Below are 26,057 nucleotides of genomic sequence, written 5' to 3' on the forward strand. Positions count from 1 at the left end.
GATATGAACCGGCTCGCAAAGGCCGCCGCTGTCGTCATCGCTGTGGCCGCAATTCCGTATCTCTGCTTTCTCGCGTTGTACGGACTGATTCGCCCCGACGGCTCGCCCGCCCGAAAGCGGGAATCGGAGCCGACGGTTAGTGTCATTTTACCCACGTACAACGAGTCGGACATCATCGAGAAGAAGCTCGACGACCTGCTCGAACTCGACTATCCCATGGAGAAGGTCGAACTCGTCGTCGTGGATTCGAGCGACGACGAGACGCCCGACCTCATTCGAGAGTACTTCGCCGACCACGAACATCCATCGCTGAACCTCATCGAGGAGGAGGAACGGCGCGGACTCGCACCCGCACTCAACGACGCGTACGCGGCCGCCGAGAACGAGATGGTGGTCAAAACCGATTGTGACTCCTACACCGCAAACGACGTCCTCCGCGTCGCGGCCGCGAACCTCGCCGACCCGGAGGTTTCGGCCGTAACCGGACAAAACGCCGACGTTCTCGGCGGGAGCGAAGTCGAGGAGGGCTATCGCGGCGTCCAAGCGCATATCCAGACCCTCGAATCGCATCTCGATTCGACCCTCATCTTCCACGGTCCGTTCTCGGCGTTCGAAAACGACGCCATCGTCCCCATCGACCCCGAGTCGTTGGCTGATGACACGGAACTCGCGTTGAAGATCCGGCGCAACGGAAAACGGGTGATCTTCGACCCCGAGATTCGGTACAGCGAGGCTTCCCACTCCGATTTTGGAAAACGTAGATTGCAGAAAGACCGACGCGGAATGGGTTTGATTCGGTTGTTGGTGCAGCATCGGGATGCGCTCGGCAAACACGGCAAGTATGGTAGACTGGTGTTGCCGTTCAACTGGTGGTTCATGATCGTCTCGCCGTGGTTGGTGGCGCTTGGGGTAGGGTTGATGACGGGTGGTGCACTCGTTGCTACCGGACCGTTCGGATTGGTCGTTCCTGCGGGGCTTTGGTTGTTCGTTCGGCTCGGTGGCAGTGATCGGTTGGGTTCGTTGCAACCGGTGTACGCCATCTTCGATACGCAGGTGTCGCTGTTCCGGGCGAGTATAGAGTTGTTGCGCGGCGAGGGAGACGGGACGTGGGAGATAGATGAGGAGTTGCGGGAGGCGTTCGAATAAATCATTTAAATACTCCCTACGGCAGAGGAGTGGAATGATAAAGGATACAAGCGGATGGAAAGACGTTTCATACCATGTCGGAACTCAATACATCTTTACAACGTCTATTTAAAGGAGGATCCGTCGTCTTTGTCGGGCTTGTTTTAAATTATGGGTTGTCGTTTATTGGAAAGGTGGCTATCTCACGATATCTGGGGAAATTTGACTATGGTGCTCTCGCACTCGGTATCGTTCTTATTACCACGATAGAACGTTTCGCATTACTCGGTGTTGACAAAGGCGTCGCGCGGTATCTCCCCCGGTTTGAAACTGATGAAAGACAACGTGGCGTTATTTTATCCGGTCTTACAGTAGCGCTTAGTATGAGTATTCTATTTTCGGGTGTTGCCTTCCTCACTTCGCCCTTCCTGGCAGAGAACGTTTTCCATGACTCGGGGGTAGAACTAGTACTTAAAATATTCAGTCTCGCAGCACCATTTGCTGTTCTTTCTCGGTTTTCTATCGGTGTTATTCGTGGAATGAGTCAAACAACTCCTCGTGTGATCATCAAAGACATCTCACAGCCGATAGTCCGTGTCGGATTTATAACATTATCTGTCCTTTTGGGTTACGGAATAATTGCTGGTGCAATAGCCTATGCGGTACCATATATTGTCGCTACAATTCTCGGTGGATTGTATCTCTGGAAACGGACGCCACTCTGTAGAAAAGTACGACCTACATTTATGTACCGTGAGTTACTCCAATTCTCATCACCCCTCGCAATAACTGGTATGATGTGGTTTATATTCTCAGATATCGATACGTTCCTTCTCGGAGCTTCTCCTCATGTAACGACAGGAGATATAGGTGTATATCAGGTAGTATATCCACTGGTAACCTTATTGACTACGATATATACTGCATTTGGGTTTATTACGATGCCGGTTCTTTCAGGGTACCATTCGAATAATGAACTGCTGGAGATGCGTGAACTATATCGTGCGGTGTCAAAATGGATATTTGTCGGTAGCTTACCGCTGTTCCTCATATTTTTTTCTCTTTCTGAGAATATAATATATATTTCGTTCGGAGAGGAATATATGGGTGGCACGACCGTCCTCTCGATATTATCGCTTGGTTTTGCAACCCATGTTGCTGCAGGACCGAATTCTCCGGCACTTACAACCATTGGTAAATCACGATTAGTTATGTATGATAGTGCCATCGCTGCGATATTGAATATTATATTGAATCTCGTGCTTATTCCACAGTATGGACTCGTGGGTGCTGCGATCGCTACAACGGTCAGTTATGCGTGCTTGAATATTTTACTCAATTCCCATCTCTATTTGAAAATAAATATACACCCGATTTCAAGGGCGTTTCTCACAACAGGGATCGCGGTAATATCGCTATTTTACGCATTAAAAATTGCATTTGAGGAATTTACACCGATTCAGGGAGTTATCCCTTTAATCACATTTTTACTCTTATTTGCAACCGGATATTCGATAATCGTCGTTCTATTCGCGATTGAAGACTATGAGTTATTGCTACTACGGGACATAGAAGACAAATATGACATCTCACTATACATTGTTCGCTCTATTGCTCAGCGAGGAATCTGATCCTACCGAATGTCAAAGCTGACACGATACCACAATTAATATCGGAGAAGTCTTCTTACACTGAAATGAGAATTGACTATGAGCCGTTGGAAATATATTGCCTCTGAAATCGCAAAAAATGGCGCCCGCCCCACGTGGTGGACTAACCGATTTCTATCTCGGGTCTATGGGCCACTACAATCGGTATTTTCGAGTAACGGGATTTCTGTCGTTGACGAGGAATGGGACACTCTTATCATTCTCGATGCTTGCCGGCACGATCTCTTCGAGGAAGTTGTTGAGGTAGAGCAATATGATTCGTATTCAGTTAAATACAGCGCAGGTAGTGCAACGAATGAATGGTGTCGCAACAATTTCTCGGATCAAGCGTTAACCGATACGGTTTACGTGACTGGAAATCCCGTTGTTTCTCGTTCCGTGGGTACGGCGTTTCACAAGTTCGTAGAGGTGTGGCGACACGGATTCGATGATGATCTCGGGACAGTACCGCCTTCTGAGGTGACCGATGCGGCTTTAGCAACTCAAGACCAACATCCGGACAAACGTCTCATCGTCCATTATTTGCAGCCTCACTATCCGTTCATTAATCATCCAGGGTTGAGATATTCAAGCTTCAAAGATACTGATAAAATATCTCCTAATTCAGCTAGGGAAGGAGCAAGCGACGTCTGGGAAGCTATCGGTCTCGGGCTTGTTGATAAAGAGGCTGCTTGGGAGGGATACCGTGAAAATCTCGAATATGTTCTTCATGAAGTAAAACGACTGCTTCGGTCACAATCCGGTGTCAGTGTTATCACATCGGATCACGGTAATGGGGTTGGTGAGCAAATGGGGTCAACTCCGCTACGACTGTATGGACATCCACCGAATGTTCACCACCCCGTTCTTCGTCACGTTCCTTGGGCAGTCATAAATGCTGGTCCAGAAGAACGTTCGAACACAGATGACGGCGATCTCGAAAATAAACTACGAACTTTGGGATACCTGTAGTTGTTTCCACATGTGAGATCGGTTCATATAATATTGTGATCTGTAGGAACTCGAATCTGCAGCCTAGTTATCAATCATATCCCCCCAGAGATTGAGGAGTGTTTCAATACTTTTGTCATTATATGCGGACATCTTCCTAGAGGCACGAATACTATATTCTCTTCTACGACACTCATTTTGGAAGAGTTCGAAACTTGCTTCCGAGATGCCTTCTGCGGATGGAGGACAAACTATTCCCGCATCACTTACCGCCTCTGGTACACCTACCGCGTCGCCCCCAATAACGGGAAGTCCGGCAGCCTGTGCTTCTAGAACTGCGGTTGAGAGGGAATCGAGGTGGCTCACATATATGAAAATGGTCGCTTGTGACAGTAAATTCGGGACGTCACTCTGATACCCGAGTACCTTGATCCGACTTGAATAATCAGTGGAATCCACATATCGTCGGAGAGTATTGAGATACTGTCCATCCCCAGCGATCCAATACTCGATATCGTCTGATTCATCGAATATATCAGTTAAACCATCAATTATCGTTTTTACACCGGACAGTTTTTGCTGATATCGAAGGTTCGTCACGGTTAATATGATGAATTTATCGCTATCGGCTTTCTTTGTACCACTCCTAAAATAATCAACATCTATCGGCCGTCCGATGATTTCATCGCATTGCACACCGTACTTCTCGTTGATTTTCCGTTCCGTTATTCGGCTTATACCAGTGACCTTGGAGGAAATTTTGAGAACTGCTTTTGATCGGATATATATCGAGGTTTCACGGAGGCGGCCATACTGATTATGAGCGTTTGTCATATCTCCCCAACCACGAAGTACGATCATAAGTGGAGTCTCGGTTAAAACTCCAAGTACTGCACCTAGTACTCCGTTCCCGAGGGTTTCATCAGCTTGTATAAGGTCATAATCCCCTCGTAATAGTGCGATGATTCTCTGGTTGATAGAAAGAGAGGTGAGTAAGTCCACTTCCCACTCGTTCCCTCTGGAGTCGATTTCGTCTAGTAATACGTTCCCAAAATCGGTATTCGAATGGAGAAGTGCCACCTTTGGCATTCAAGCCAAGTTTCTCGACACCGGGTATAAATGTGTCTGTATACTGGCCGGTAATTGGCATATGAGAGCATAGATTAAATGATTATTTCTATCGCGTGTACATAGTCTTCAGCGATGTTCTCCCATCTATATCTCGCAGCGATGTCCTTTAGTTGACCATGAGCGTTAATCTCTCTTGAATCTTTGATCGCCAATGAGATCGCTTCCGAATCACGGGTGCAGAAATTCAGGAAACTATCGAACCGCTCACGTGCCTCACCATCCAATTGTACTACCGGCAATCCCGCAGCCATATATTCCAGCACTTTGAGCGTTCGAGCGTCGTCAACGAGACACAGACCAACGTCAGAGAGGTGGAGATATCCCGGAACGTCCTCGTGGGGAACGGTTCCCAAGAATTCGACATTCTCCATCTGCTCCGCAGCAGTACGCGTGAATTCGTTCAACGAACCAGTTCCAATAATCACGAGGCTCCAATCGTCGAGATATTCCATGCTCTTTATCATCTCCTCGATATGGTATATCGGGTCCAGACCACCCACGTAAATCGCAACGTTGTCGTTCAAATCGAGCGAGTCGAACCGTGACGAAGCCCGTTGAATCGAATCCGGGTCAGGGTTCGCAAACATATCGTATTCGACGCCGAAATCCGTTTGAGAGTAACTGGACGCGTATTTCCCGATTCGATCTTCTTCTTCGGGGTAGACGTACAGTACGTGGTCGGCAACACGCAGGGCTCTGTTTTCGAGGACCCGTACTGGCGGTGCTAACAACGGCGATTGTTCCTCGAACTGCCGTATCGGGTCGATGTTATCCACGACGAGCGGGAGATTTCCCAGCCGTTTCAATACCATCCCGGCGATAGCACCCGCACGGGTCGTCCCGATTATCAGATCGTAACTGCGGAGGCGCGTGGCTTCGGTGGCAACTGCCTTCGGTGTCGTACTCGAAAGCGTGACGTCGAATCCGTTCTGACGGAGATGCTCCGCGAGGATTTGGCGGCCGATACTGATGTTGTCGGGTCGATTCTGTGCAAGCCAGAGGATGTTCATATTGATTGCCGATATTCGCCTGCTGCCTTCTTCTCACGTGGTAAACCGAATACTACCGACTCCCGCGGTAATACGGCGTACAACGATTTGTCAGTCATTGGTCTATTCGGCGCGTTTCGAGTCACTACTGTTCGATATTCCAGACTGTGAGGTATATGTATATGCGGATTTCGTCTCGAACCAAAATGGCATTCGGAGCTATATTAGTCTACTATCATAAGGCTTATCCCCACTTTCCCAGACGTTTCACTCGATGAGCCAAGGCACCGAACAGGTCGAGGACTCCTCCAATCCTACTGACTCAGTCCTCGATCAGATAGAAGAATGGTACCACGTCCCCGTACTCGCGGTGTTGCTGGGATTCATGTTGTGGGTTCGGTTGCAGTCCTACAACAACTTTGTCAGGAACGGCGAAGTGTTTTTCTCGGGTAACGACGCGTGGTATCACCTCAGGCAAGTACAGTATACAGTCAGTCACTGGCCAGCGACGATGCCGTTCGACCCGTGGACGTACTATCCGTTCGGGACGAGCGTCGGTCAGTTCGGCACGCTCTACGACCAGATCGTCGCCACGGCCGCGCTGATCGTCGGATTGGGCGATCCGTCCCAGAAGACGGTCGCACTGACGCTGTTGGTCGCACCGGCGGTGTTCGGTACGCTGGTCGCCGTCCCGACCTACTTCATCGGGAAGCGGTTGGGCGGCCGACTCGGCGGTGTCTTCGGCGTTCTCGTATTGGCACTCATTCCGGGCGTCTTCCTCAATCGCGGATTGGTCGGCTTTTCGGACCACAACGTCGTCGAACCGTTCTTCCAGTCGTTCGCCGTGCTGGCGATGATGGTCGCGGTTTCGGTGGCGGAACGCGAGCGTCCCGTCTTCGAACTGCTCGTGGACCGCGACTTCGCGTCCGTCCGCCGACCGCTCGGCTACGGCATCCTCGCGGGTATCGCGACCGCGCTCTATCTGTGGGTGTGGCCGCCGGGGGTTCTCCTCATCGGCATCTTCGGCGTGTTCTTCCTGCTGAAACTGACCGCGGATTACGTGCGCGGTATCAGTCCCGACCACCTCGCGTTCGTCGCGTCGGTCAGCATGGGCGTCGCGGGACTCCTCCTGTTCGTTCCGCTGGGGACGCTCTCGTTCAGCGCGACGAAGTTCTCACTCCTCCAACCGCTCATGGCGTTCGCCATCGCCGTCGGGTCAGTCTTTATGGTGTGGTTGGCGCGCGAATGGGACGACCGCGACCTCACGACGGCCGGTTATCCGGTCGCCGTCTTCGGCATTCTCGCGGTCGGAGCACTCGTCGTCTACGTCGCGCTGCCGGGACTGTTCAATCTGATTCAGGTCAACCTCATCCGATTCGTCGGGTTCGGTGCGAACGCGGCACAGCGCACGATCGGAGAAGCAAAGCCCTTCCTCGCCAATCAGTCCCTCACGTCCGCCGTCCTTCCGCAGTACGGGTTGATGTTCTTCACCGCCATCGTCGGCGCGCTGCTGATGGTCTGGCGCGCGCTCTCCGCGGACGAACACGAGGGGGAAAAGCTCCTCATTCTCGTCTGGTCGGCGTTCATCGTGGCCGCGGCGTTCACGCAGGTTCGCTTCAACTACTACCTCGCGGTGCCGGTCGCGGTGCTAAACGCGTATCTTCTGGGTGGGGTTCTCGGCTTCGTCGGTATCGGCGGCTCGGCCAGCGAAACGATTCGAAACGTTGAGGCGTATCAGGTGCTCGCGGTGGTCTTCGTCGTCCTGCTCGTCGTTCCGGCACTCATCGTTCCGGTGCAAGTCGGCGGCACGCAGACGTACACCGCACAGCGAGTCGGAAACAGCACCGGTCCCGGTGCGGTAACGCAGTGGGAAGGGTCGCTCCAGTGGATGCAGGCAAACACCCCACAGGAGGGCACCTACGGCGGTGCCGACAACGCGATGAAATACAACGGCACGTACACGCAGGGTGACGGCGATTACGACTATCCGGACGGGTCGTACGGCGTCATGTCGTGGTGGGACTACGGCCACTGGATTACGGTCGAAGGGGAGCGAATTCCGAACGCCAACCCGTTCCAAGAAGGCGCCCGGACCGCCGCGAACTACCTCCTCGCACAGAGCGAGTCGCAGGCGAACAACGTTCTTGACTCGCTCGGCGACAAGAACGAGGAGACGCGCTACGTGATGGTCGATTGGAAGATGATCGAGACGAAGGGGCGACAGGGCAACGTCAAGTTCTTCGCGCCGACGGTGTTCAACGAGAACGTCTCGCAATCGACGTTCATCGACCCCATTTACATCGGCAATCGGGGCAATTACGTCATCCAGCACAAACAGGCCTACTACGAGACGCAGATGGTCCGCCTGTACATGTACGGCGGCAGTTCGGTCGAACCGAAACCGATCGTTCTCGATTGGGACGTCGTCACTGGGACGCAGAACGGCCAGCAGGTGTCGTCCAAGGTCAAGCCACAGGGAACGAACGAGACGGTCGTTCGGACGTTCGACACGATGAAGGAGGCGCGCGCCTTCGTCGAGGAGGACGGTAGTTCGCAAATCGGCGGCATCGGACCGTACCCGAGCGAACGGATTCCGGCGCTGCAACACTACCGCGTCGTCAAGGAGAGCCAGTCGAAATCGACGTACGTCTCCTCGCACTACCAAGTGCTCGTCCAGCGACTCCAACTGCTCCAACAGGGCGGCGCGACGGGACAGGACTTCCTGCGCACATCGCCCTCGTGGGTCAAGACGTTCGAGCGCGTGCCCGGTGCGACGGTGCAGGGAACCGGTCCCGCGAACACCACCATCACCGCTTCGGTGAAGCTGAACTCCCAGAGCGGTGGCACGTTCACCTACACGCAGAAGGCCCAGACCGACGAGAACGGCGAGTTCACGATGACGCTCCCGTACTCCACGACCGGCTACGACAAGTGGGGAACCGACGAGGGCTACACGAACGTCGACGTCCGCGCCGCCGGTCCGTACGAGTTCAAGACGCCGGAGACGGCCGGGGAGAACGGATTCACGTTCAAGAACGCGACGGCACAGGTCACGGAGGGCCAAGTCATCGGCGAGGACACGAGTCCGGTGACGGTCTCCGTGGACCAACAGCAGACGGTTCCGGTTGAGGGCGCGAACAACTCGACCGGCAACTCATCGTCGGGTCCGGCGATGGGCAATTCGACGAACGGCAACGGGACGAGCGGTAACGCGACGAATGGCAACGGCACGGCCGGAGCGAACGACTCGACGAACAGCAGTTCGCTGCCGAGTCCCGCCGCACCGACGACCCGCGCGGGTCTCGTCGGCACGTTCGCGGCCGCGATGGTCGTTGCGCGCCGCGACTGAAACGCTTCGATTTTCGAGCGGGGTTTTCGGTTTCGTATTTTGGTTCGTTTTTGTTGTAGTCTGGTCGACAGTCAGCCCACATCCTCTTGTTCGAGTGCTTCGTAGCACCTCCCGTGACTGGTGACGAGCGAGAGCCTGCCGGCGTCGACCGCGGATGGGAATCGTTTTTTGATTCGACCGGAAACCTCGGGGCAATGCGTGGCCTGCTGACGGTATACCTGAAGGGCGTCTGTATGGGGTCCGCCGATGCGGTCCCTGGCGTCTCCGGCGGGACGATTGCCCTCATCACGGGCATCTACGAACGCCTCATCTCCGCCGTCGCGTCGTTCGACCCCCGAATCGTTTTGAACGTCCTTCGAGCGTACGACCCCGACGAGCGTGCGATTGCACGAAGGAAGCTTTCGAAGATGGACATCCCGTTTCTGCTCGCCCTCGGTGCCGGAATCGCAACGGCGCTCGTGGCGGTCACGGGACTCGTCACGTGGGGAAGTAAACAGTACCCCGTCCTCCTGTACGGTTTCTTCTTCGGTCTTATCGCCGCATCGGCCATCGTCCTCTACGACGAGGTGTCGGTGAGTACGCCGGGACAAGTCGGTGCCGCCATCGCGGGCTTCGCCATCGCCTTCCTGATCGCCGGCGCGACCGAATCGGCGACCGGTTCGACCCCCCTCCCGCTCGTTTTCCTGACCGGGATGGTCGCCATCAGCGCGATGATTCTCCCGGGTGTGTCCGGAGCACTCATCCTCATGCTCCTCGGTCAGTACAATTATCTCTCCGAGAACCTGCACGGGTTCAAGGACGCGCTCGTCGGACTCGTCGATGGCGGGGCTCTGGACGCCGTCGTCACTCACGGAACGGTCGTCGTGACGTTCATGGTCGGTGCCCTCGTCGGCGTGTTGACGATTTCGAGAATCGTTTCGTGGGCGTTCGAACACTATCGCGCCGCGACGCTCACCTTCCTCGTCAGCCTGATGGTCGGGGCGCTTCGCTATCCCGTCGAGAAGACCGTCGCGGCACCGACCTTCGCGTGGACGCCGACGGTCGTCGGCGGCGCACTCGTCGCCGTCCTCGTCGGTGGCGGCGCGGTGTTACTGCTGGACTACACCACCGACGATTTGGATTACTGACAAGAGATATTGTTAACTCATCGCACGGCGTACTCCCCTCGATGACCGCGACATACGAATGTGAAAGCTGCGGAAACCGCGTGAGCGCGCTCCAGCACCCGGGTGAATGTCCCGAGTGCGGTGCTGAGATGCGAAACGTCAGTGTTCCGCGTGAGTAGGGATAAATAGGGAGATTGGGAGTGAGTCGATTTGTGCCGTCACGCCGTCGATGGTATCGTCCATCTCGGCGAGAAACGTCCCCGCTTCGAGGGTCGTCGTCGCTCCGTTCGGCGTCGATTCGATGTACCCGTCCTCTTCGAGGACGCGAAGGGACGAGCGGACTTCGTGGTGTTCCGTACCGGAGCGCCGTGAAAGACGACGTATCCCGATCGGTTCGTGCTCTTGAACGAGTAGAAGAACTTCGAGCGTCCGCTCTATCAGATCGATTTCGCGGGTGAGAGTATCGAACACGACTGAACCGACCCACCCGTCGGGCTAAAGCGTTTCTTTGGAACTCACCCGTGACGAACAGTGACGTCCGTAATTCCCCTATCCGGACGGCCGGACTCGGTCGCCGGTGCCGAAAACCATCAACAGGAACGCGAACAACAGCGGTGAAATGGCCGCGAGTACGATTGCGGCGGCGAAGATGTACGAATCGGTCGAGATACCCCTATTGGCGTCGGCCTCTTGGCCGCCTCCCGACAGTTGAATCGTGCCGACCATGGTCGTCGGATGGACTTCACAGTGATATTTCGCCATCTCGGACGTGGCGGTGAACGTCACCGTCTGGGTCGCTCCCTTCTGGGACATGATGTCACTTGATTCGAGCGCGTTTCCCGAGTCGTCCAAGAGCACGAAGTTGTGCGGCAGTCCGTCGAGGTTCTCCCAGACGACGCGGTATTTCTGTCCGGGCTTCAGTTCCAACGTCGGGTTCGACTTCCCGGCGATGCTGGACGGTTTCTGGCCCTGCCACGCCTGTACCTCACCACCCAGTCGGAACGTTTCCGTCTGTGCGTCGGTGCGCCCGCTCGCGGCGACGAGCGACCCCGCTGCCATCGTCGTGAGAAAGGCTCGCCTCGTTGTGCTCCCCGTTTGCTGTTCTGACATCGTACCCCCCGAAGGTCCCACGACGGGAATCGTCAAGAAGATACAGGTCGATACGGGAGTTATCGACGCGAAAGTGCTCCGATAAAAAACTATTCAGCCGACGGGACCGCAGTCCACGACATGAGGACGGACGACACGGTTGGCGACGTGAGCACGTTCCTCTGGTGGCTCGGGTGGCGGTTCGAGGCGGGACTCGCACTCGCGGTTGCGCTATCGATTCTCTTCGGCGCGACGACCGGAACGGGAACCGGATATCTCGTCGGCGTCGTCTCCGGTCTCGGTCTCTGGTACCTCGGGACCAAGGAGATAGACCGCACGTACTGGACCCTCCTCGAACCCCACGCGGAGTACACGAAGCAGGTGCGCCGGGCCGTGGCGGAAACCACACCACACGAATCGACGTACACGCTCAACTACAGTTCCGGGTCCTCGTTGTTCGTGACGCCCGACGAGCGCTACTTCACCACAACCGTCTTCGTCGGCGACGGGGCGCTCACGTTTCACGAGGGCGTCGGGGTCGATATGGTCGACAGGGTTCCATACTTCAAGGACACGACGACGGAGGTTCGGTACGGGTGGCTCTCCTCGATTCGGTACGAGAAACCGTACGTGCGCCTCGAACTCACAAGCGGAACGTCGATTCGATACTACGCGAACGACCGACCCGACGAGTTGTTGGCGGACGTGCGCGGCCGAATCGAGCGCCATCTGCAGGACAGCACGGAAAAGGGAACCGAGACGAAAGAAACCGCCGAAGAGATTCAGGGACCCGCCGAGAGGATTCAGCGGGAGTTCAACTGACCAGCGCCGCGTCCAGCACTTCCAGCGGGTGTCGGATATCGTACCCCGTCCCGTGGTTCATCTGCATCGCGCAGGTCGGACACTCGGTCATGCCCGTTTCGCCACCCGATTCTTCCATGTGGTCGAACATCTCCTCGCCGATCTTCATCGACGTGTCGTACTTCTCCTCCTTCCACCCGTACGTGCCGCTGATGCCGGAACAGGAGTCGCCCACGTCCACCGGGTCGGTGCCGTCGAGCGCCGACAGCAGTTCGACGGCCTGCCCGTCGAGTCCCTGATTTCTGGCGTGACACGGCGCGTGGTAAGCGAGGGTTCCGAACTCGGATTCGGGGACGGAGGAATTCGCGAGCGCGCCGTCCAAGTCCTCGTTGATTCGGAGGTATTCGAGTGCTTCGAAGGTGTTCGCGGCGACTTTCGCGGTGCCGTCGAACGAGTAGAGTTCGGGATACTCCTGCCGGAGCGCCATCGAACAGGAGGTACACGAACAGATGACGTCGTAGCCCTGTTCGACCAGCGCGGCGAACGTCTCGATGTTGAACTTCGCGGCGCGCTTCGCATCGTCTAGCATCCCGTTCGCGAACATCGGCGTTCCGGAACAGCGCTGCTCCGGCACGACGACTTCGTAGCCGAACTCCTCGTACACGCGGACCATCGATTTGGCGACTTCCGGCGTGTTGAAGTTCGAGTAGTCGCCGTGGAAGTAGGCGACCTTTTTATCGGCGTCCTCGTCGCCGCCTCGCTCTTCTCGCGCCTCCCGCGCTCGTCTCTTCGAGGCGGCGTTGCCGCCTCGCTCCTCCCACCAGTCGGTGAACGTCTGCTCGGCGAAGGCGGGGAACTCCCGTTCGCCCGCGATACCGAGGAGTTTCTCGTAGGCCGTCTTCGTCACCGAGAGGCCCATCACGAAGTTGGCGAGGCGGGGGAACTTCGCGCCGAGCGGCGCGAGCCGTCCGTAGTTCGCCAGAATCCGGTTACGGATATACTCCCGCGAGAACTTCGACATCTCCTCCTCGACGTACTCCCCGCGGGCCGTGTTGTGCATCCCCGAAAGCGGCACGTCGGAGGGACAGGCGCTATCACAGCGCATGCAGTTCGAACACGACATGATGGAATCGTCGATGTCGTGGTCCTCTTTGCGCTTGAGTCGCCACTGCTCGGGACCTTGGAATTTCGGTCCCGGAAACTCGTCGTCCACTTCGGCGACGGGACACTCCGTATCGCACGTCGAGCATTTGTAACAGTCGTCGGACCCCGGTCTGAGGTCGAGCGGTTCGCCCGTAAACACGTCGCGCAGTTCGGCCGCGTCTCGTCGATCTGATTGCTTCTCGCTCATGGATTCACATTCACCTGTTCGCCCGCAATCCGTCCCGCCACGACGCCGGTCGAGAGCGAGACGCCGCTTCCTGACTTCTCCGCCGCAAAATCGTAGCCGCCGAGAACGCCGCCGGCGGCACGGAGATTGTCGAACGCCGGTTCGCCCGCCGCGTCGAGGACTCGAAGTTCGTCGTCCGTCGCCACGCCGAACCGGGCGAATGCGTGGTCGCCGAACGCCGCCGGGTCCGACCAGTCGTAGCGGTCCTCGGGTGCGGCGATGTGACAGTCGAATATCGGTTCGTACACGCTCTCGCGCGTCGATTCGATCCCCTTTCCGACCAAACCCCCGGTCGCCAGCACGAACTGGTCGCCGTAGAACGGAATCTCCGCGCCGTTTCGCTCCACGACGACCGCCTCGATTTCGTCGTCACCCTCGAAATCCACGACGGGATTCCCGGAGGTCGTTCGGACGCCTTCGTCCTGAAGGGCGTCGTGAAACGCGGTTTCGAGGCGCATGCCGGGAAGGCTCGGCGGCCCCATCGGTACTTCGAACACGTCGACGCCGAGTTCGGCTTCGAGGGTCGAAATCACGTCCGCGGGTCGGTCCTCGCCGAGTATCGCCGGAAAGCCCACGCGCTCCGCGTCGCCGAGGTGGGGTTCGACCAGTTCGGCGAGCGCGGTGCGAGCGGGGAGGGACGTCGAAATCCCGCTTTGTTCCCGTTCGATTCGTTCGTTCTCGTCCAGCGCGTGGGCGAGTCGGGTGATTCGGGCGTCGGTCCGAAAGTCGCCCGGAAACGCGACGGTGACGCCGCGTGCGTCGAACGGCACGTCCGCCGACAGTCGGTCGGCCGCGAGCGGTGCGTCGAAATCGACCACCGTCTCGAAGCCGACCAACAGGGTGTCCCGCTCGTCGCTCGCCAGTCCGTTCGCGCTCGTTTCGGGATACCGAGCGGTCGGTTTGACGCGCCCGCCGAACGTCGGCACGAGGGCGTTCCGGTCCGTGTGGCCCCCCGCGTAGTCGGTCACGGTATCGAGGAGGGCGAGGCCGTCGCGGATTCCCTCCTCGCCGACCGTTCGATAGGGATGCTCCTCGGGGAGCGCGGAGAGCGCGTCGAACGGGTCGGAAACCAGTCCGTCGGCGTATCCCAACACGTCGACGAGGCCGCTCGCGTGGCGGAGCGTGCTCTCCTTGTGCGAGAGCAGTCTGACCCGTACTCCCTCGCGGGCCGCGGAAAGCGCGGTGGCCATCCCGGCGATGCCGCCGCCGATGACGACCACGTCGTCCTCAATCGCCACGCTGACCCCCGTCGAACGCCGCGAAGTCGATGTTGTCGGTACTCTCGTCGCGGTTCATCGTCGTCGCGTGGAGCGCGTAGTTCAGCGCGGCCTGTGAGAGCTGTTCGCCCCAGAGGCCGTGGCGTTCGCCCTTCCAGCGCTCCTGAAACAGTTCGTCCAGCGCTTTTCGAGATGTGGGTTCGTCGTACCCCGGATACAGTTCGTTCGCCATCCGATGACAGCAGATCCCCCCCTGACAGTTGCCCATCGAGGACCGGGTGCGGATGCGGACCGCGTTCAGGTCGGACCCGGACCCCTCGATGGCGTCGTGAATCTCCGCGCGGGTGACGGCCTCGCACTCGCAGATGACGGGGTTCGGGTCGGTGCTCGTGAGGACGCCTTCGGCGCGACTGCCGAGTCGCTGGACGCTCCGTCGGCCGACCGGCGAACGAAGACCGAACTCGTCCATGTAGTCGTGCAGGAGGGTGAAATCGTGGCTTCCGGGGAGCGGTTCGTCGGCGGTGTGGCACGTCGCCCTGACGCCGAGTTTGTCACAGACGTGGTCGGAAATCTTCTCGGCCATCATCCGATAGGTGGTGAACTTCCCCCCGACGATGCTCGCCATGCCGTCGAGGCCGTCGCGGTCCTCGTGGTCCAACAGGAAGAAGTCGCGAGTGATGTCCGTCGGGTCGGTCGTTCCTGTCCCCGGCGGTTCGTACAGCGGGCGGACCCCCCAGAAGGTGCGAATCGTTCGGGACTCGCGAAGGATGGGAACGAGTTTCGACAACTCGTCTATCATCAAATCGACCTCCCATCCCTCCTCGGGGTAGTTCTCGGGGTCCGCCACTTCCTCGTCCGTGGTTCCGAGAATCGCCGTCACTTCGTGCGGGACGATGATGTCGGCGTCGCCCTTCGGTCGACAGCGGTTGATGACGGTGTCCACCTGTCGGCAGTTCATGACGACCATCGCGCCCTTGGACGGCCGAACCTCGACGTCGACGCCCGCCATGTCGCCGAGCTGTCCCGCCCACGCGCCCGTCGCGTTGACGACGTACTCGGCGCGAATCTCCTCCGTCGTTCCGGGTTTCGCGTGGTTTCGCTTGCCCGGCCCGCTCGCGTGGCGGACTTCGACGCCCACCACGTCGCTTCCCTCGACCAACACGTCCGTCACTTCGGCGTGCGTCTCGATTCGTGCGCCGTGCATCTCGGCGTCGGCGGCGTTTGCGACGCAGAGCCGAAACGGGTCGATAGCGCCGTCAGGGACCGAAATCGCGCGTTTCACGTCGTCGGTCAGGTACGGTTCCTGTGCGCGCGCCTCCTTCGCGGTCAGTTCCTCCGCCGGAATGCCGCAGTCCCGACAGCCCCGTAGCTTCTCCTCGAAATAGTCGTCGTCATCGCCCTCCAGTTGCACGAACTGACCGCCAGTCATCTCGACGCAGTGGCTGGCGATGTCCCGGAGGACGCGATTCTCCTCGATACACTCCTCGGCGCTGGCTTGGTCGGAGACGGCATATCGGCCGCCGCTGTGGAGCAGGCCGTGCATTCGGCCCGTCGTCCCGTGGGTGAGGTTTCCCTTCTCGACCAACGTCACGTCGAGTCCCCGCATCGCGAGGTCCCGGGCGATACCTGTGCCCGTTGAACCACCCCCGACGACGAGCACGTCGGCGTCTGTTGCCATGGATGGGGGTTGGTTGGAACGTACTTTAGTTTACCGCCAGCGAGGGTAGTAGTGATAAAATACGGGCCGTCCGGTGATCTCCGCGTTTTATTTCGTGTTCCTTTTCGAGAAATATGGGTCGAAACATACAGCGGAGAGGCAACTGTTATCTATATTCGCCCGGTTAGACCGCGATAATGGATATTGGAGAGCGCATCGAACGACGACGCGCGACGTCCCCCGCCGCCAACCTCGTCGTCGAATGGAGTGCCTTGAGTCCGGTAACGCACGTCGCGAATCCGGTCGGTCGGGGGTCCACGTTGGAACGACTGCTCGACGCACTCGATGCGCTCTTTTCCGACCGGCTCCCGCCGAACGTCCATCTCTACGGGCCGCCCGGTGCTGGAAAATCGGCGCTCGTGTCCGCGCTGTTCAGCCAACTCGGAAAACAGCTGTCGCCCGGGCAAGGGACGATACTGACGACCACTCGGGCGGTCAACCAACGCGGGTTCGACTTCGTGTACATCGATTCCCGGCGGGCGTGTACGCCTTTCCGGCTGTATCGCTCGGTTCTCGATTCGCTCACCGACGACCACGTCCCGGAACGCGGCGTCGGCACCGGCGTTCTGGAAGAGAAGTTGGAGACCGCGGTTCGCCGGTCGAACCGGGCCGTCGTCGTCGCGGTGGACCACGTGAACGAGGAAGAGACGCTTTCCGCCGAGGAAGCGACGGCGCTCTTCGACGACATGGACGAATCGCTGTCCGTGCTTACCGTCGGGCGGGCCCGTGAAAGCGCGACGCGCACGCTCGAAATTCCGGCCTACAGTACGCACGAACTCGTCGATGTTATCACCGAACGAGCATCACGCGGGTTACGACAGGGCGTCCTCGACCACACGCAGGTGAAGACGCTCGCGGAGTGGGCCGACGGTGACGCTCACGACGCGCTCGCGGCGTTGTTCGGTGCGGTGACGCTCGCCGTCGATGCCGACGCGGACCGGGTTCGGGACGACGATTTGAGGGTCGCGATGGATGCGGTGCCATCCGACGGCGTATCGCTCGGCATCGTGCTTTCGCTCCCGGAGAATCGTCGGGGAGTACTCGCCGAACTGCTGGAACTCGACGCCGACGAACGAACGACGGTCGAAACCAGCGCGGCCGCCATCGCGGCCGAGACGGACCTCTCGTCGGGGACCGTCACCCGCTACCTCTACGAACTCGCCGAAGCGGGCGTCCTCGAACGCGTTACGACCACGAACGGGCGACGAAGCGGACGGAAACCGAGCAGGCTCGAACCGCGATTTCCGACGCTCGCGTTTCGGGCGTTAGGGGAGAACTGAACGGTTTCCGGCAATCACTACCGGAAACGTCTACCCCGATTTGTCAGTATGCTTCACGAGCATGGATGAAGGGGGAACATTTATAACGAAAGTGTTTGATGTTTACAGCCAATGGCCTACAGCCAGTAAAAATGGATGAGGCCACGCTGAGCGGACCTCGTCCGCCAGCAACGAATCCAAGAGGCTACCCATATGTCAACGAACGGAACATACGTCGGGTCAATCGACCAAGGAACGACAGGCACTCGGTTCATGGTGTTCGACCACGCGGGAACGGTGGTCGCGAACGCCTACGAGAAACACGAACAGATATACCCGGAACCGGGATGGGTCGAACACGATCCCCTCGAAATCTGGGAGAACACGCAGTCGGTCATCGAATCCGCGCTCGCGGAGGCGGGTATCGAGGCCGACCAACTCGCCGCGCTCGGCGTCACCAACCAGCGCGAGACGACCCTGCTGTGGGACGCGGACACCGGCAAACCGGTTCACAACGCCATCGTCTGGCAGGACCGTCGGACGACCGACCGCATCGAGCGCCTGGAGGAGGACGGCAAAGCCGACGCCGTTCGCGCGAAGACGGGCCTCCAACCGGACGCGTACTTCGCGGCGACCAAGGCCGAATGGTTGCTCGACAACGCCGAACCCATCAAAACCCAGCGTGCTCGCCCGGCGGACTTGCGTGACCGCGCCGAGACCGGCGAAATTCTCTTCGGGACCATCGACACGTGGTTGATATACAACCTGACCGGCGAACACATCACGGACGTGACGAACGCCTCGCGGACGATGCTGTTCGACATCCACGAGATGGACTGGGACGGCGGCCTCTGCGAGGAGTTCGACGTTCCGCGCGAGATGCTGCCCGAGGTGCGACCGTCGAGCGACGACGAGACGTACGGTTCGACCGACTCCGAGGGATTCCTCGGCGCGGAAATCCCCGTCGCCGGCGCGCTCGGCGACCAGCAGGCGGCGCTGTTCGGGCAGACCTGCTTCGACGCGGGCGACGCGAAAAACACCTACGGGACGGGCAGTTTCTTCCTCCTGAACACCGGCGAGGACGCGGTCGAGAGCGAACACGGCCTCCTCACGACGGTCGGATTCCAGCGCTCGGGAGAACCCGTACAGTACGCGCTCGAAGGGTCCATCTTCGTCACCGGCGCGGCCATCGAATGGCTCGTGGACATGGACCTCATCGAGGACGCCGGGAAGACCGAGAACCTCGCTCGGAGCGTCGATTCGACGGACGGCGTGTACATGGTTCCGGCGTTCACGGGACTCGGCGCGCCCCACTGGAACCAGCGCGCCCGGGGTACCCTCGTCGGAATGACCCGCGGAACGCGGAAGGAACACGTCGTCCGAGCGACGCTCGAATCCATCGCGTATCAGACCCGCGACGTGGCCGAAGCGATGGAGGCCGACAGCGGCATCGAAGTCGAGTCCCTCCGCGTGGACGGCGGCGCGGTGAAGAACAACTTCCTCTGCCAACTGCAAGCCGACATCCTCGGAACGGACATCGTTCGGCCCGTCGTGGACGAGACGACGGCGCTCGGGTCGGCTTACGCCGCCGGCCTCGCCGTCGGCTATTGGGAAACCGTGGACGAACTCCGTCAGAACTGGCAGGTCGACCGCGAGTTCGAAGTGAACATGGAAAGCGACGCGGCCGACGCGAAGTACGGCCGCTGGCAAGACGCCGTCGAGCGGTCGCTCGACTGGGCCGACGAGGGTGGTGCCTGAGATGGCGAACCTCGAATCACTCTGGGCGATCGAGATGCTCATCGCCGCCTTCGCGGGCGGCGCGTTCGGCGCGGCGGTCGGCGCGCTCCCGGCGTTCATCTTCACCGGGTTCATGGTCATCGCCGGGGAGGCGGCCAATATCGTGGGACGGTACACCGCCGCCGCCGGTCCGGGTAGCGCGAGTGAACTCGGCGCGCTGGGAATCACCGGATCCATCGCGTTCGGCCCCGTGTTCTCGCCCGCCATCAGTTTCGCGGCCGGTGCGGCGGCGGCCGCCTACGCCGCCAAACGCGGCTACATGGAAACCGGGTTCGACTTCCACGAGGCGAAGAACATCACCTTCGCGCTGGGGACGAAACCCGACGTACTCGTCGTCGGTGGCGTCTTCGGAATCTTCGGTTACTGGTTCACCCAACTGTCCACGATTTACGCGATGCCCTACGACCCCATCGCGATGGGTGTCGTCCTCTCCGCCGTGCTCCACCGACTCGCGTTCGGCTACAGCATCATCGGTAACGCCAAGCAGGGCCTGTTGAACATGTCCCCGTTCGAGTCCGAGGAGCGCCGCGTCATCGGCGAACCGGCGACGGCGGACGGCGGGTCCGCGAAAGCCGACGGCGGGACGGCAAGCGGCCGATTCCTCGTCGAACCGTGGCTTCCCCACCAGTACCAGTGGTTGAACGTGGCGACGCTCGGCCTCGTAGTCGGGATTCTCGGCGCGTACACCGCATACGCGACCGGAAGCCCGTTCCTCGCATTCGGCATCAGCGCGGCCAGCCTCGTCTTCCTGAACTGCGGCGTCGAGAAGATGCCCGTCACCCACCACATGAGTCTCCCGGCGAGCACCGCCGCGTTGGCGCTCGCTCCGGCAGGCATGAACATCACGACGGCCTCACCGGCCGCGATTCAGGCCGAGATTCCGCTCCTGACCGCGCTTGCGGTCGGTGCCGTTTTCGGCCTCGTCTGCGGCTTGTTCGGCGAGGCGTTCCAGCGCGTGTTCTACTCCCACGCCGACACGCACATGGACCCGCCCGCAGCCACCATCGTCTTCGGAACCCTCCTCGTCGCGGTGTGCGCCGTGCTCGGCGTCTTCCCGCAGAGCGCGTGGGTTCCGGCGTTCTGACTCGGATTTCGTTTTTCGAACGTTCGAAACGTACTTCCCCTTTTCCGCGAATCGTTCGTCGATGATCGAACCAACCCGCATCGCATTCGTGTGTGTGCAAAATGCCGGTCGAAGCCAGATGGCGACGGCGTTCGCGGAGCGCGAACTCGAAACGAGGGACGTCGACGTCGAACTCGTCACCGGCGGCACCGACCCGGCCGAACACGTCCACCGGTCGGTAGTCGAATCGATGGCCGAGTGCGGATTCGACGTCGCGGACCGAACGCCGCGAGAAGTCACGTTCGAGGAGTTACAGGAGTGTGATTACGTAATCACGATGGGCTGTTCGGCGAAAGACGTGTGTCCGGCGTCGTGGGGCGGCGAGAACCGCGATTGGGACCTCGACGACCCCGACGGAACCGACGCCGCGGCGGTGCGCGGGATTCGGGGCGAAATCAGCGAGCGCGTCGGGTCGCTGTTCGACGAAATCGAAGGCCAGTACCGGGGGTGACGCGAACGCCGAAACTAAGTGTCGAACCGTCGAATCGCCGCCATGGCTTCACCCCTCGTTCTCGATATCGACGGTACGATGACCCGCCCGGACGACTCCATCGACCCGCGATTTTTCGACCTCCTTCCCCAGTGGGACGCTCCCGTCGTCATCGCCACCGGGAAGGCGTTTCCCTATCCCGTCGCCCTCTGTCACTTCCTTCAAATTCCTGAACTCGTCATCGCCGAGAACGGCGGCGTCGTCCTCGTGAACGACGAAATCACGCAAAACGGGGACGGGGAAGCCGCAAGACGCGTCGCGGAAGCCTACGAGGAGGCGGGCCACGAACTCGGGTGGGGAAAGAGTGACCTGACCAACCGCTGGCGCGAGACGGAGATAGCCGTTCAGCGCGACCAACCGCTCGGCCCCCTCTCGGAACTCGCGAGCGAGTACGGACAGGAAATCGTGGACACCGGCTTCGCCTATCACGTCAAATCGTCCGGCGTCAGCAAGGGAATGGGTATCAAATCCGTCGCGGAACTGCTCGGACGCGATACCGAGGAGTTCGTCGCCATCGGCGATTCGGAAAACGACGTCTCCACCTTCGGCGTCGTCGGCGAGAGCTACGCGGTGGCGAACGCCGACGAGAAGGCAAAGCGCGCGGCGGAAACGGTCATCGAGGGGTCGTACTCGGACGGGACGATTTCGATTCTGGAGGAGATACGCGAGTGGCCGAGCGACTGAGATGACGGGAAAATCGGTGTGCCAATACGACCGCCTCGTCGCCCACGACGACCCATGTCGAACACGTCAGGGGGTGTCGTCAAGTCCGTGACGCGCCAAGAGTAGGGTATGCGAGTACTCATCGTCGGCGGGAGCGGATTCGTCGGGACGGCGCTCACGGAAGAACTGCACGGACGGGGACACGACGTGGCGGTGCTTTCACGGTCGCCGTCGGACGCCGATTTCCCGAGCGGCGTCGAGACGGTTTCGGGCGACGTGACCGACTACGAGAGCATCGAGGGCGCGTTTTCGGGACGGGACGCCGTGGTCAACCTGGTCGCGCTCTCGCCGCTGTTCAAACCGCCCAGTGGAACGAGCCACGAGGAAATTCACCTCGGCGGGACGGAAAACGTGGTTCGAGCGGCGGAGGAACACGGCGTCCCGAAACTCGTCCAGATGAGCGCGCTGGGGGCGGACCCGGACGGAACGACCGCCTACATTCGAGCGAAGGGGGAAGCCGAGAACGTCGTCCGCGAGTCGTCGCTGGAGTGGGTCATCGTCCGCCCGTCGGTCGTCTTCGGCGACGGCGGCGAGTTCGTCTCGTTCACCAAGGTTCTCACCACGCCGTACGTGACGGGGCTTCCGGGCGGCGGAAAGACGCGATTCCAGCCGATTTGGGTCGGCGACCTCGCGCCGATGCTGGCGGACTGCGTGGAGGACGACTCGCACCTCGGGCACGCCTACGACCTCGGCGGTCCCGAGGTTCTCACGCTCGCCGACGTGGCGAAACTGGCCTATCGAGCGGACGGAAAGTCGGTCGCCGTCCTGCCGATTCCGATGCCGCTCGCCGGAATCGGGTTGACGATCGCGGGCGCGATTCCGTTCGTCCCGATGGGCGCGGACCAGTACCGCTCCTTGAAGTTCGACAACACGGTTTCGGACAACGACGTTGGGGCGTTCGGCCGAACACCGGAGGAGTTGCGACCCCTCGCTGACTACCTCGGCGTTTCGGACGAAGCGGGGGAGGCGGAGAGGGATAAAGCGGCGACGCGAGCGGCCTGACTCCGCGGACGCGGTGTGTTTTTGACTCCCGCTCTCCTTCCCCCGAGCATGTACGAAGTCGAAGTGAAGGTCCGGGCCGACCACGAGGCGGTTCGGGAACGCCTTCACGAACTCGACGCCCGCTCGCTCGGGACGGTAACGCAGGAGGATTTCTACTACGACGCACCGCACCGCGACTTCGCGGAGACGGACGAAGCGCTTCGCATTCGCCGAGAATCCGACGACGGCGACGCCGAGGAAGTCGTGACCTACAAAGGCCCGCTGGTCGAACGGGAGTCCAAGACGCGAAAGGAACACGAAACCGTCGTCGGCGACGGGGAGACGGTGGACCGACTCCTCTCCGCGCTCGGGTTCGAGGCGGCGGCGACGGTGACCAAGGAGCGCGAACGGTACGAACTCGACGGCTACGTCGTCACCCTCGATGTCGTGGCGGGACTCGGCGAGTTCGTCGAAGTCGAAACGGAAGCGGACGAAGCGGACGTCGAACGCGCCCGTATCGGTACCTACGACGTGCTCTCGGAACTCGGTTTGAACCCGAACGACCAGATACGCACCTCGTATCTGGGATTACTACTCGAAGATGAGTGACAGTAATGTTTCGGCGGGGAAGCGTTTCCGCAAGTTATAGAATCCGTGACTCCGAAGGCGGTATAATGACTGAGCGGAACATTCAGGTCGAACCGATCGACCGTCGGGCGGTCGAAGACCAGGACATCGAAATCGTGGAACGGAAGGGAATCGGCCACCCCGACTCGATCTGTGACGGTATCGCGGAAGCGGTCTCTAGCGAACTCTCGCAGCTATATCTCGACCGCGTGGGGAAAGTCCTCCACTACAACACGGACGAGACGCAACTCGTCGCCGGTAATTCGAACCCGAGATTCGGCGGCGGCGAACTCGTCGAACCCATCTACATCCTCCTCGTCGGCCGCGCGACGAAGGAGTACGAAGGAACGAAAATCCCGACCGACACCGTCGCACTCGACGCCGCCCGCGAGTATCTCAACGAGAACATCCCGGAACTCGACGTGGGACGGGACGTCATCATCGACGTGAAACTCGGCGAGGGAAGCGGCGACCTGCAGGACGTGTTCTCCGAGGAGGGCGCGACGGTTCCGATGGCGAACGACACGAGTTTCGGCGTCGGCCACGCACCGCTCTCGGAAACGGAAGAAATCGTATTGAACGCGGAACACCGACTCAACGGCGAGTTCGCCGCGGACCACCCAGCGCTCGGTCCGGACGTAAAGATCATGGGCAAGCGCGAACGCGACACGATCGACGTGACCGTCGCCGCAGCGATGGTGGACAAATACGTCGAAAGCCGCGGCGAGTACGACGCGATGGTCGAAGCGGTACGCGATTACGTTCATCAGGTCGCGAACGAGTACACGGACCGCGACGTGAACGTCTACGTCAACACCGCCGACGACGACGAGAGCATCTACCTGACCACGACCGGCACCAGTGCCGAGATGGGCGACGACGGGTCCGTCGGCCGTGGCAACCGCGCGAACGGCCTCATCACGCCGAACCGCTCGATGAGCATGGAAGCCACCAGCGGAAAGAACCCCGTGAATCACATCGGGAAGATATACAACCTGCTGAGCACGAAAATCGCCGAAACCGTCGTCGCCGAGGTGGACGGCATCCGCGATATGCGGGTTCGCCTCCTCTCGCAAATCGGCCGTCCCATCGACGAACCGCACGTGGCCGACGCACACGTCGTCACGGAAGAAGGCGTCGAACTGAGCGATATCGAAGCCGACATCGTCGAACTCGTGGACGAGGAGTTGGCGAACGTCTCGACCATCACGAAGCGCGCCATCGACGGCGACGTGACGACGTTTTAATTCCCGCGCGCGTTCGACAGTCGTTTATCCCGGCCACTGTTATGCCCGGCTATGCATCCGTCGGGAGCCGATACCGTCCTCGTCCGGCACGGTGACGTGGGCGTGAAGAGTGGGAAAGTGCAGACCGAGATGGAGCGACGGCTCCGGGACAACATCGCCGCGATACTCGCGGACCGCGATATCGACGCCGAGGTCGAACGCCGCTGGTCGCGCCTCTTCATCCACGCGAACGAGAATGACATCGAGGAAGCGACGACCGCGGCGGCCGACACGTTCGGCGTGCAGTCGGCGAGTCCCGCCGCCGTCGTCTCGCCCGAGCAATCGGTCATCGAGGAGACGCTGGCCGACGCCGCCCGCGAACACTACCACGAGGGGACCTTCGCCGTGCGCGCCCGGCGCTCCTCGAAGGACCACCCGTTCACCAGCGCGGAACTCGAACGCGAGGGCGGCACCGCCGTCTGGAACGCCGTCGAGAACCCGGAAGTCGATCTGGACGACCCCGACATCACCTTCTCCGTCGAAGTGCGCGACGACGACGCCTTCGTCTTCCTCGAAAAGCGAGACGGACCGGGGGGACTCCCGCTCGGAACGCAGACGAGACTCGTCTCGCTCGTCAGCGGCGGCATCGACTCGCCCGTCGCCACGTGGGAGGTCATGAAGCGCGGCAGCCCCGTCATCCCGGTCTACCTCGACCTCGGCGATTACGGCGGCATCGACCACCAAGCCCGCGCCATCGAAACGGTTCGGAAACTGGCGAGGTACGCCCCCGAACGGGACATGCGCGTTCGGAAGGTTCCGGCGGGCGAGGCGATGACCCTGCTCGGCGAGGAGGTCGGACCCGCCCGAATGCTCGTCTTTCGACGGTTCATGTACCGCGTCGCCGAATACGTCGCCCGCGAGGAGTCCGCCCACGGCATCGTCACCGGGGAAGCCATCGGACAGAAATCCAGCCAGACCGCCCGAAATCTGGGCGTCGTGAGCACCGCCACGTCCATGCCCATCCACCGACCGCTTCTCACGATGGACAAGAGCGACATCGTGGCCCGCGCCCGTCGCATCGACACCTACACCGAGTCCACGATTCCCGCGGGGTGTAACCGCCTCGCGCCCGACTACCCCGAGACGAACGCGACCCACGAAATCGCCCAAAACGCCGAACCCGACGGGCTGTTCGAACTCGCGAAGGAAGCCGCCGAGAACGTCGAACTCGTCGAACTCTGACCGACGCGGTTCGAACGCGGTTCGTCCCCGTGCTATTGAGTAGAATTAAATTCGCTGCCGTGCGCCCACCGAGAC

At 60.0% G+C, this 26,057-nt stretch carries 23 protein-coding genes; 16 read left to right on the forward strand and 7 right to left on the reverse strand.

Annotated features, from left to right (window positions below; genetic code table 11):
- Positions 1–3: 3 nt before the first annotated feature.
- From LJF34_RS02235 to LJF34_RS02245, 3 genes are all read left to right on the forward strand, one after another.
- Positions 4–1,146, forward strand: a complete 1,143-nt coding sequence (locus LJF34_RS02235; protein ID WP_231183000.1) for a glycosyltransferase — start codon at positions 4–6, stop codon at positions 1,144–1,146.
- 74 nt (positions 1,147–1,220) lie between these two features.
- On the forward strand, positions 1,221–2,756 hold the full coding sequence (locus LJF34_RS02240; RefSeq protein ID WP_231183001.1) for an oligosaccharide flippase family protein: 1,536 nt from the start codon (positions 1,221–1,223) through the stop codon (positions 2,754–2,756).
- A 78-nt stretch (positions 2,757–2,834) separates the two neighbouring features.
- Complete coding sequence (locus LJF34_RS02245) at positions 2,835–3,746, forward strand: hypothetical protein (RefSeq protein WP_231183002.1); 912 nt, start codon at positions 2,835–2,837, stop codon at positions 3,744–3,746.
- A 63-nt stretch (positions 3,747–3,809) separates the two neighbouring features.
- Here the strand turns inward: LJF34_RS02245 and LJF34_RS02250 are convergent, their stop codons facing one another.
- Both LJF34_RS02250 and LJF34_RS02255 read right to left on the reverse strand, forming a co-directional pair.
- A complete protein-coding gene (locus LJF34_RS02250; protein ID WP_231183003.1) occupies positions 3,810–4,814 on the reverse strand; it encodes a glycosyltransferase family 4 protein in 1,005 nt (334 codons plus the stop codon).
- Between the two features lie 74 nt (positions 4,815–4,888).
- Complete coding sequence (locus LJF34_RS02255) at positions 4,889–5,668, reverse strand: glycosyltransferase (RefSeq protein ID WP_231183004.1); 780 nt, start codon at positions 5,666–5,668, stop codon at positions 4,889–4,891.
- 451 nt (positions 5,669–6,119) lie between these two features.
- Here LJF34_RS02255 and LJF34_RS02260 point away from each other — a divergent pair, with 451 nt between their 5' ends.
- From LJF34_RS02260 to LJF34_RS02270, 3 genes are all read left to right on the forward strand, one after another.
- Positions 6,120–9,194: an oligosaccharyl transferase, archaeosortase A system-associated gene (locus LJF34_RS02260; RefSeq protein WP_231183005.1), complete on the forward strand. Its 3,075-nt coding sequence runs from the start codon at positions 6,120–6,122 to the stop codon at positions 9,192–9,194.
- Positions 9,195–9,388: 194 nt separating this feature from the next.
- Positions 9,389–10,321: a DUF368 domain-containing protein gene (locus tag LJF34_RS02265; protein ID WP_231185030.1), complete on the forward strand. Its 933-nt coding sequence runs from the start codon at positions 9,389–9,391 to the stop codon at positions 10,319–10,321.
- Between the two features lie 41 nt (positions 10,322–10,362).
- Positions 10,363–10,479 (forward strand): rubrerythrin-like domain-containing protein, encoded by a 117-nt coding sequence (locus LJF34_RS02270; protein WP_231183006.1) that lies wholly within the window; start codon positions 10,363–10,365, stop codon positions 10,477–10,479.
- Here the strand turns inward: LJF34_RS02270 and LJF34_RS02275 are convergent.
- Together LJF34_RS02275 and LJF34_RS02280 are read right to left on the reverse strand one after the other, a co-directional pair.
- Complete coding sequence (locus LJF34_RS02275) at positions 10,460–10,771, reverse strand: hypothetical protein (RefSeq protein ID WP_231183007.1); 312 nt, start codon at positions 10,769–10,771, stop codon at positions 10,460–10,462. The two genes, LJF34_RS02270 and LJF34_RS02275, sit on opposite strands and share 20 nt — an antisense overlap.
- Positions 10,772–10,849: 78 nt before the next feature.
- Positions 10,850–11,410, reverse strand: a complete 561-nt coding sequence (locus tag LJF34_RS02280) for a plastocyanin/azurin family copper-binding protein (RefSeq protein ID WP_231183008.1) — start codon at positions 11,408–11,410, stop codon at positions 10,850–10,852.
- 120 nt (positions 11,411–11,530) lie between these two features.
- Between LJF34_RS02280 and LJF34_RS02285 the strand changes: the two genes are divergently transcribed.
- The gene (locus LJF34_RS02285; RefSeq protein WP_231183009.1) at positions 11,531–12,211 is read left to right on the forward strand and encodes a hypothetical protein; all 681 of its coding nucleotides are present in this window, start codon (positions 11,531–11,533) and stop codon (positions 12,209–12,211) included.
- Here LJF34_RS02285 and LJF34_RS02290 read toward each other — a convergent pair.
- Genes LJF34_RS02290 through glpA form a run of 3 tightly spaced genes read right to left on the reverse strand, consistent with a single transcriptional unit; the run spans position 12,204 to position 16,475 of the window.
- Positions 12,204–13,541 (reverse strand): anaerobic glycerol-3-phosphate dehydrogenase subunit C, encoded by a 1,338-nt coding sequence (locus LJF34_RS02290; protein WP_231183010.1) that lies wholly within the window; start codon positions 13,539–13,541, stop codon positions 12,204–12,206. The genes LJF34_RS02285 and LJF34_RS02290 overlap by 8 nt on opposite strands.
- Positions 13,538–14,818: a glycerol-3-phosphate dehydrogenase subunit GlpB gene (glpB, locus tag LJF34_RS02295; protein WP_231183011.1), complete on the reverse strand. Its 1,281-nt coding sequence runs from the start codon at positions 14,816–14,818 to the stop codon at positions 13,538–13,540. Before glpB ends, LJF34_RS02290 begins: the two co-directional genes overlap by 4 nt.
- Positions 14,808–16,475 carry an anaerobic glycerol-3-phosphate dehydrogenase subunit GlpA gene (glpA, locus tag LJF34_RS02300; RefSeq protein ID WP_231183012.1) on the reverse strand — a complete coding sequence of 556 codons (1,668 nt, stop codon included), beginning with the start codon at positions 16,473–16,475 and terminating at the stop codon, positions 14,808–14,810. Before glpA ends, glpB begins: the two co-directional genes overlap by 11 nt.
- Positions 16,476–16,651: 176 nt before the next feature.
- On the opposite strand from glpA, the gene LJF34_RS02305 reads away from it, so the two are divergent.
- From LJF34_RS02305 to thiI, 9 genes are all read left to right on the forward strand, one after another.
- Positions 16,652–17,794: an AAA family ATPase gene (locus LJF34_RS02305; RefSeq protein ID WP_231183013.1), complete on the forward strand. Its 1,143-nt coding sequence runs from the start codon at positions 16,652–16,654 to the stop codon at positions 17,792–17,794.
- 192 nt (positions 17,795–17,986) lie between these two features.
- Entirely contained in the window at positions 17,987–19,531 is a 1,545-nt protein-coding gene (gene glpK, locus LJF34_RS02310; RefSeq protein ID WP_231183014.1) for a glycerol kinase GlpK, read from the forward strand.
- Between the two features lies 1 nt (position 19,532).
- Positions 19,533–20,654, forward strand: a complete 1,122-nt coding sequence (locus LJF34_RS02315) for a hypothetical protein (RefSeq protein ID WP_231183015.1) — start codon at positions 19,533–19,535, stop codon at positions 20,652–20,654.
- Positions 20,655–20,715: 61 nt separating this feature from the next.
- Positions 20,716–21,144, forward strand: coding sequence for a low molecular weight phosphatase family protein (locus tag LJF34_RS02320; RefSeq protein WP_231183016.1), 429 nt, complete (start codon positions 20,716–20,718; stop codon positions 21,142–21,144).
- A gap of 42 nt (positions 21,145–21,186) precedes the next feature.
- Positions 21,187–21,867 (forward strand): phosphoglycolate phosphatase, encoded by a 681-nt coding sequence (locus LJF34_RS02325; RefSeq protein ID WP_231183017.1) that lies wholly within the window; start codon positions 21,187–21,189, stop codon positions 21,865–21,867.
- Positions 21,868–21,975: 108 nt separating this feature from the next.
- A complete protein-coding gene (locus LJF34_RS02330) occupies positions 21,976–22,908 on the forward strand; it encodes a complex I NDUFA9 subunit family protein (protein ID WP_231183018.1) in 933 nt (310 codons plus the stop codon).
- 48 nt (positions 22,909–22,956) lie between these two features.
- Positions 22,957–23,496, forward strand: coding sequence for a class IV adenylate cyclase (gene cyaB / locus LJF34_RS02335; protein WP_231183019.1), 540 nt, complete (start codon positions 22,957–22,959; stop codon positions 23,494–23,496).
- 65 nt (positions 23,497–23,561) lie between these two features.
- Positions 23,562–24,761, forward strand: coding sequence for a methionine adenosyltransferase (locus LJF34_RS02340; RefSeq protein WP_231183020.1), 1,200 nt, complete (start codon positions 23,562–23,564; stop codon positions 24,759–24,761).
- 51 nt (positions 24,762–24,812) lie between these two features.
- Positions 24,813–25,982 (forward strand): tRNA uracil 4-sulfurtransferase ThiI, encoded by a 1,170-nt coding sequence (thiI, locus tag LJF34_RS02345; protein ID WP_231183021.1) that lies wholly within the window; start codon positions 24,813–24,815, stop codon positions 25,980–25,982.
- Positions 25,983–26,057: the final 75 nt, after the last annotated feature.

Origin of the sequence: Haladaptatus sp. DYF46 (assembly GCF_021083305.1) — an archaeon.
Lineage (GTDB): Archaea > Halobacteriota > Halobacteria > Halobacteriales > Haladaptataceae > Haladaptatus.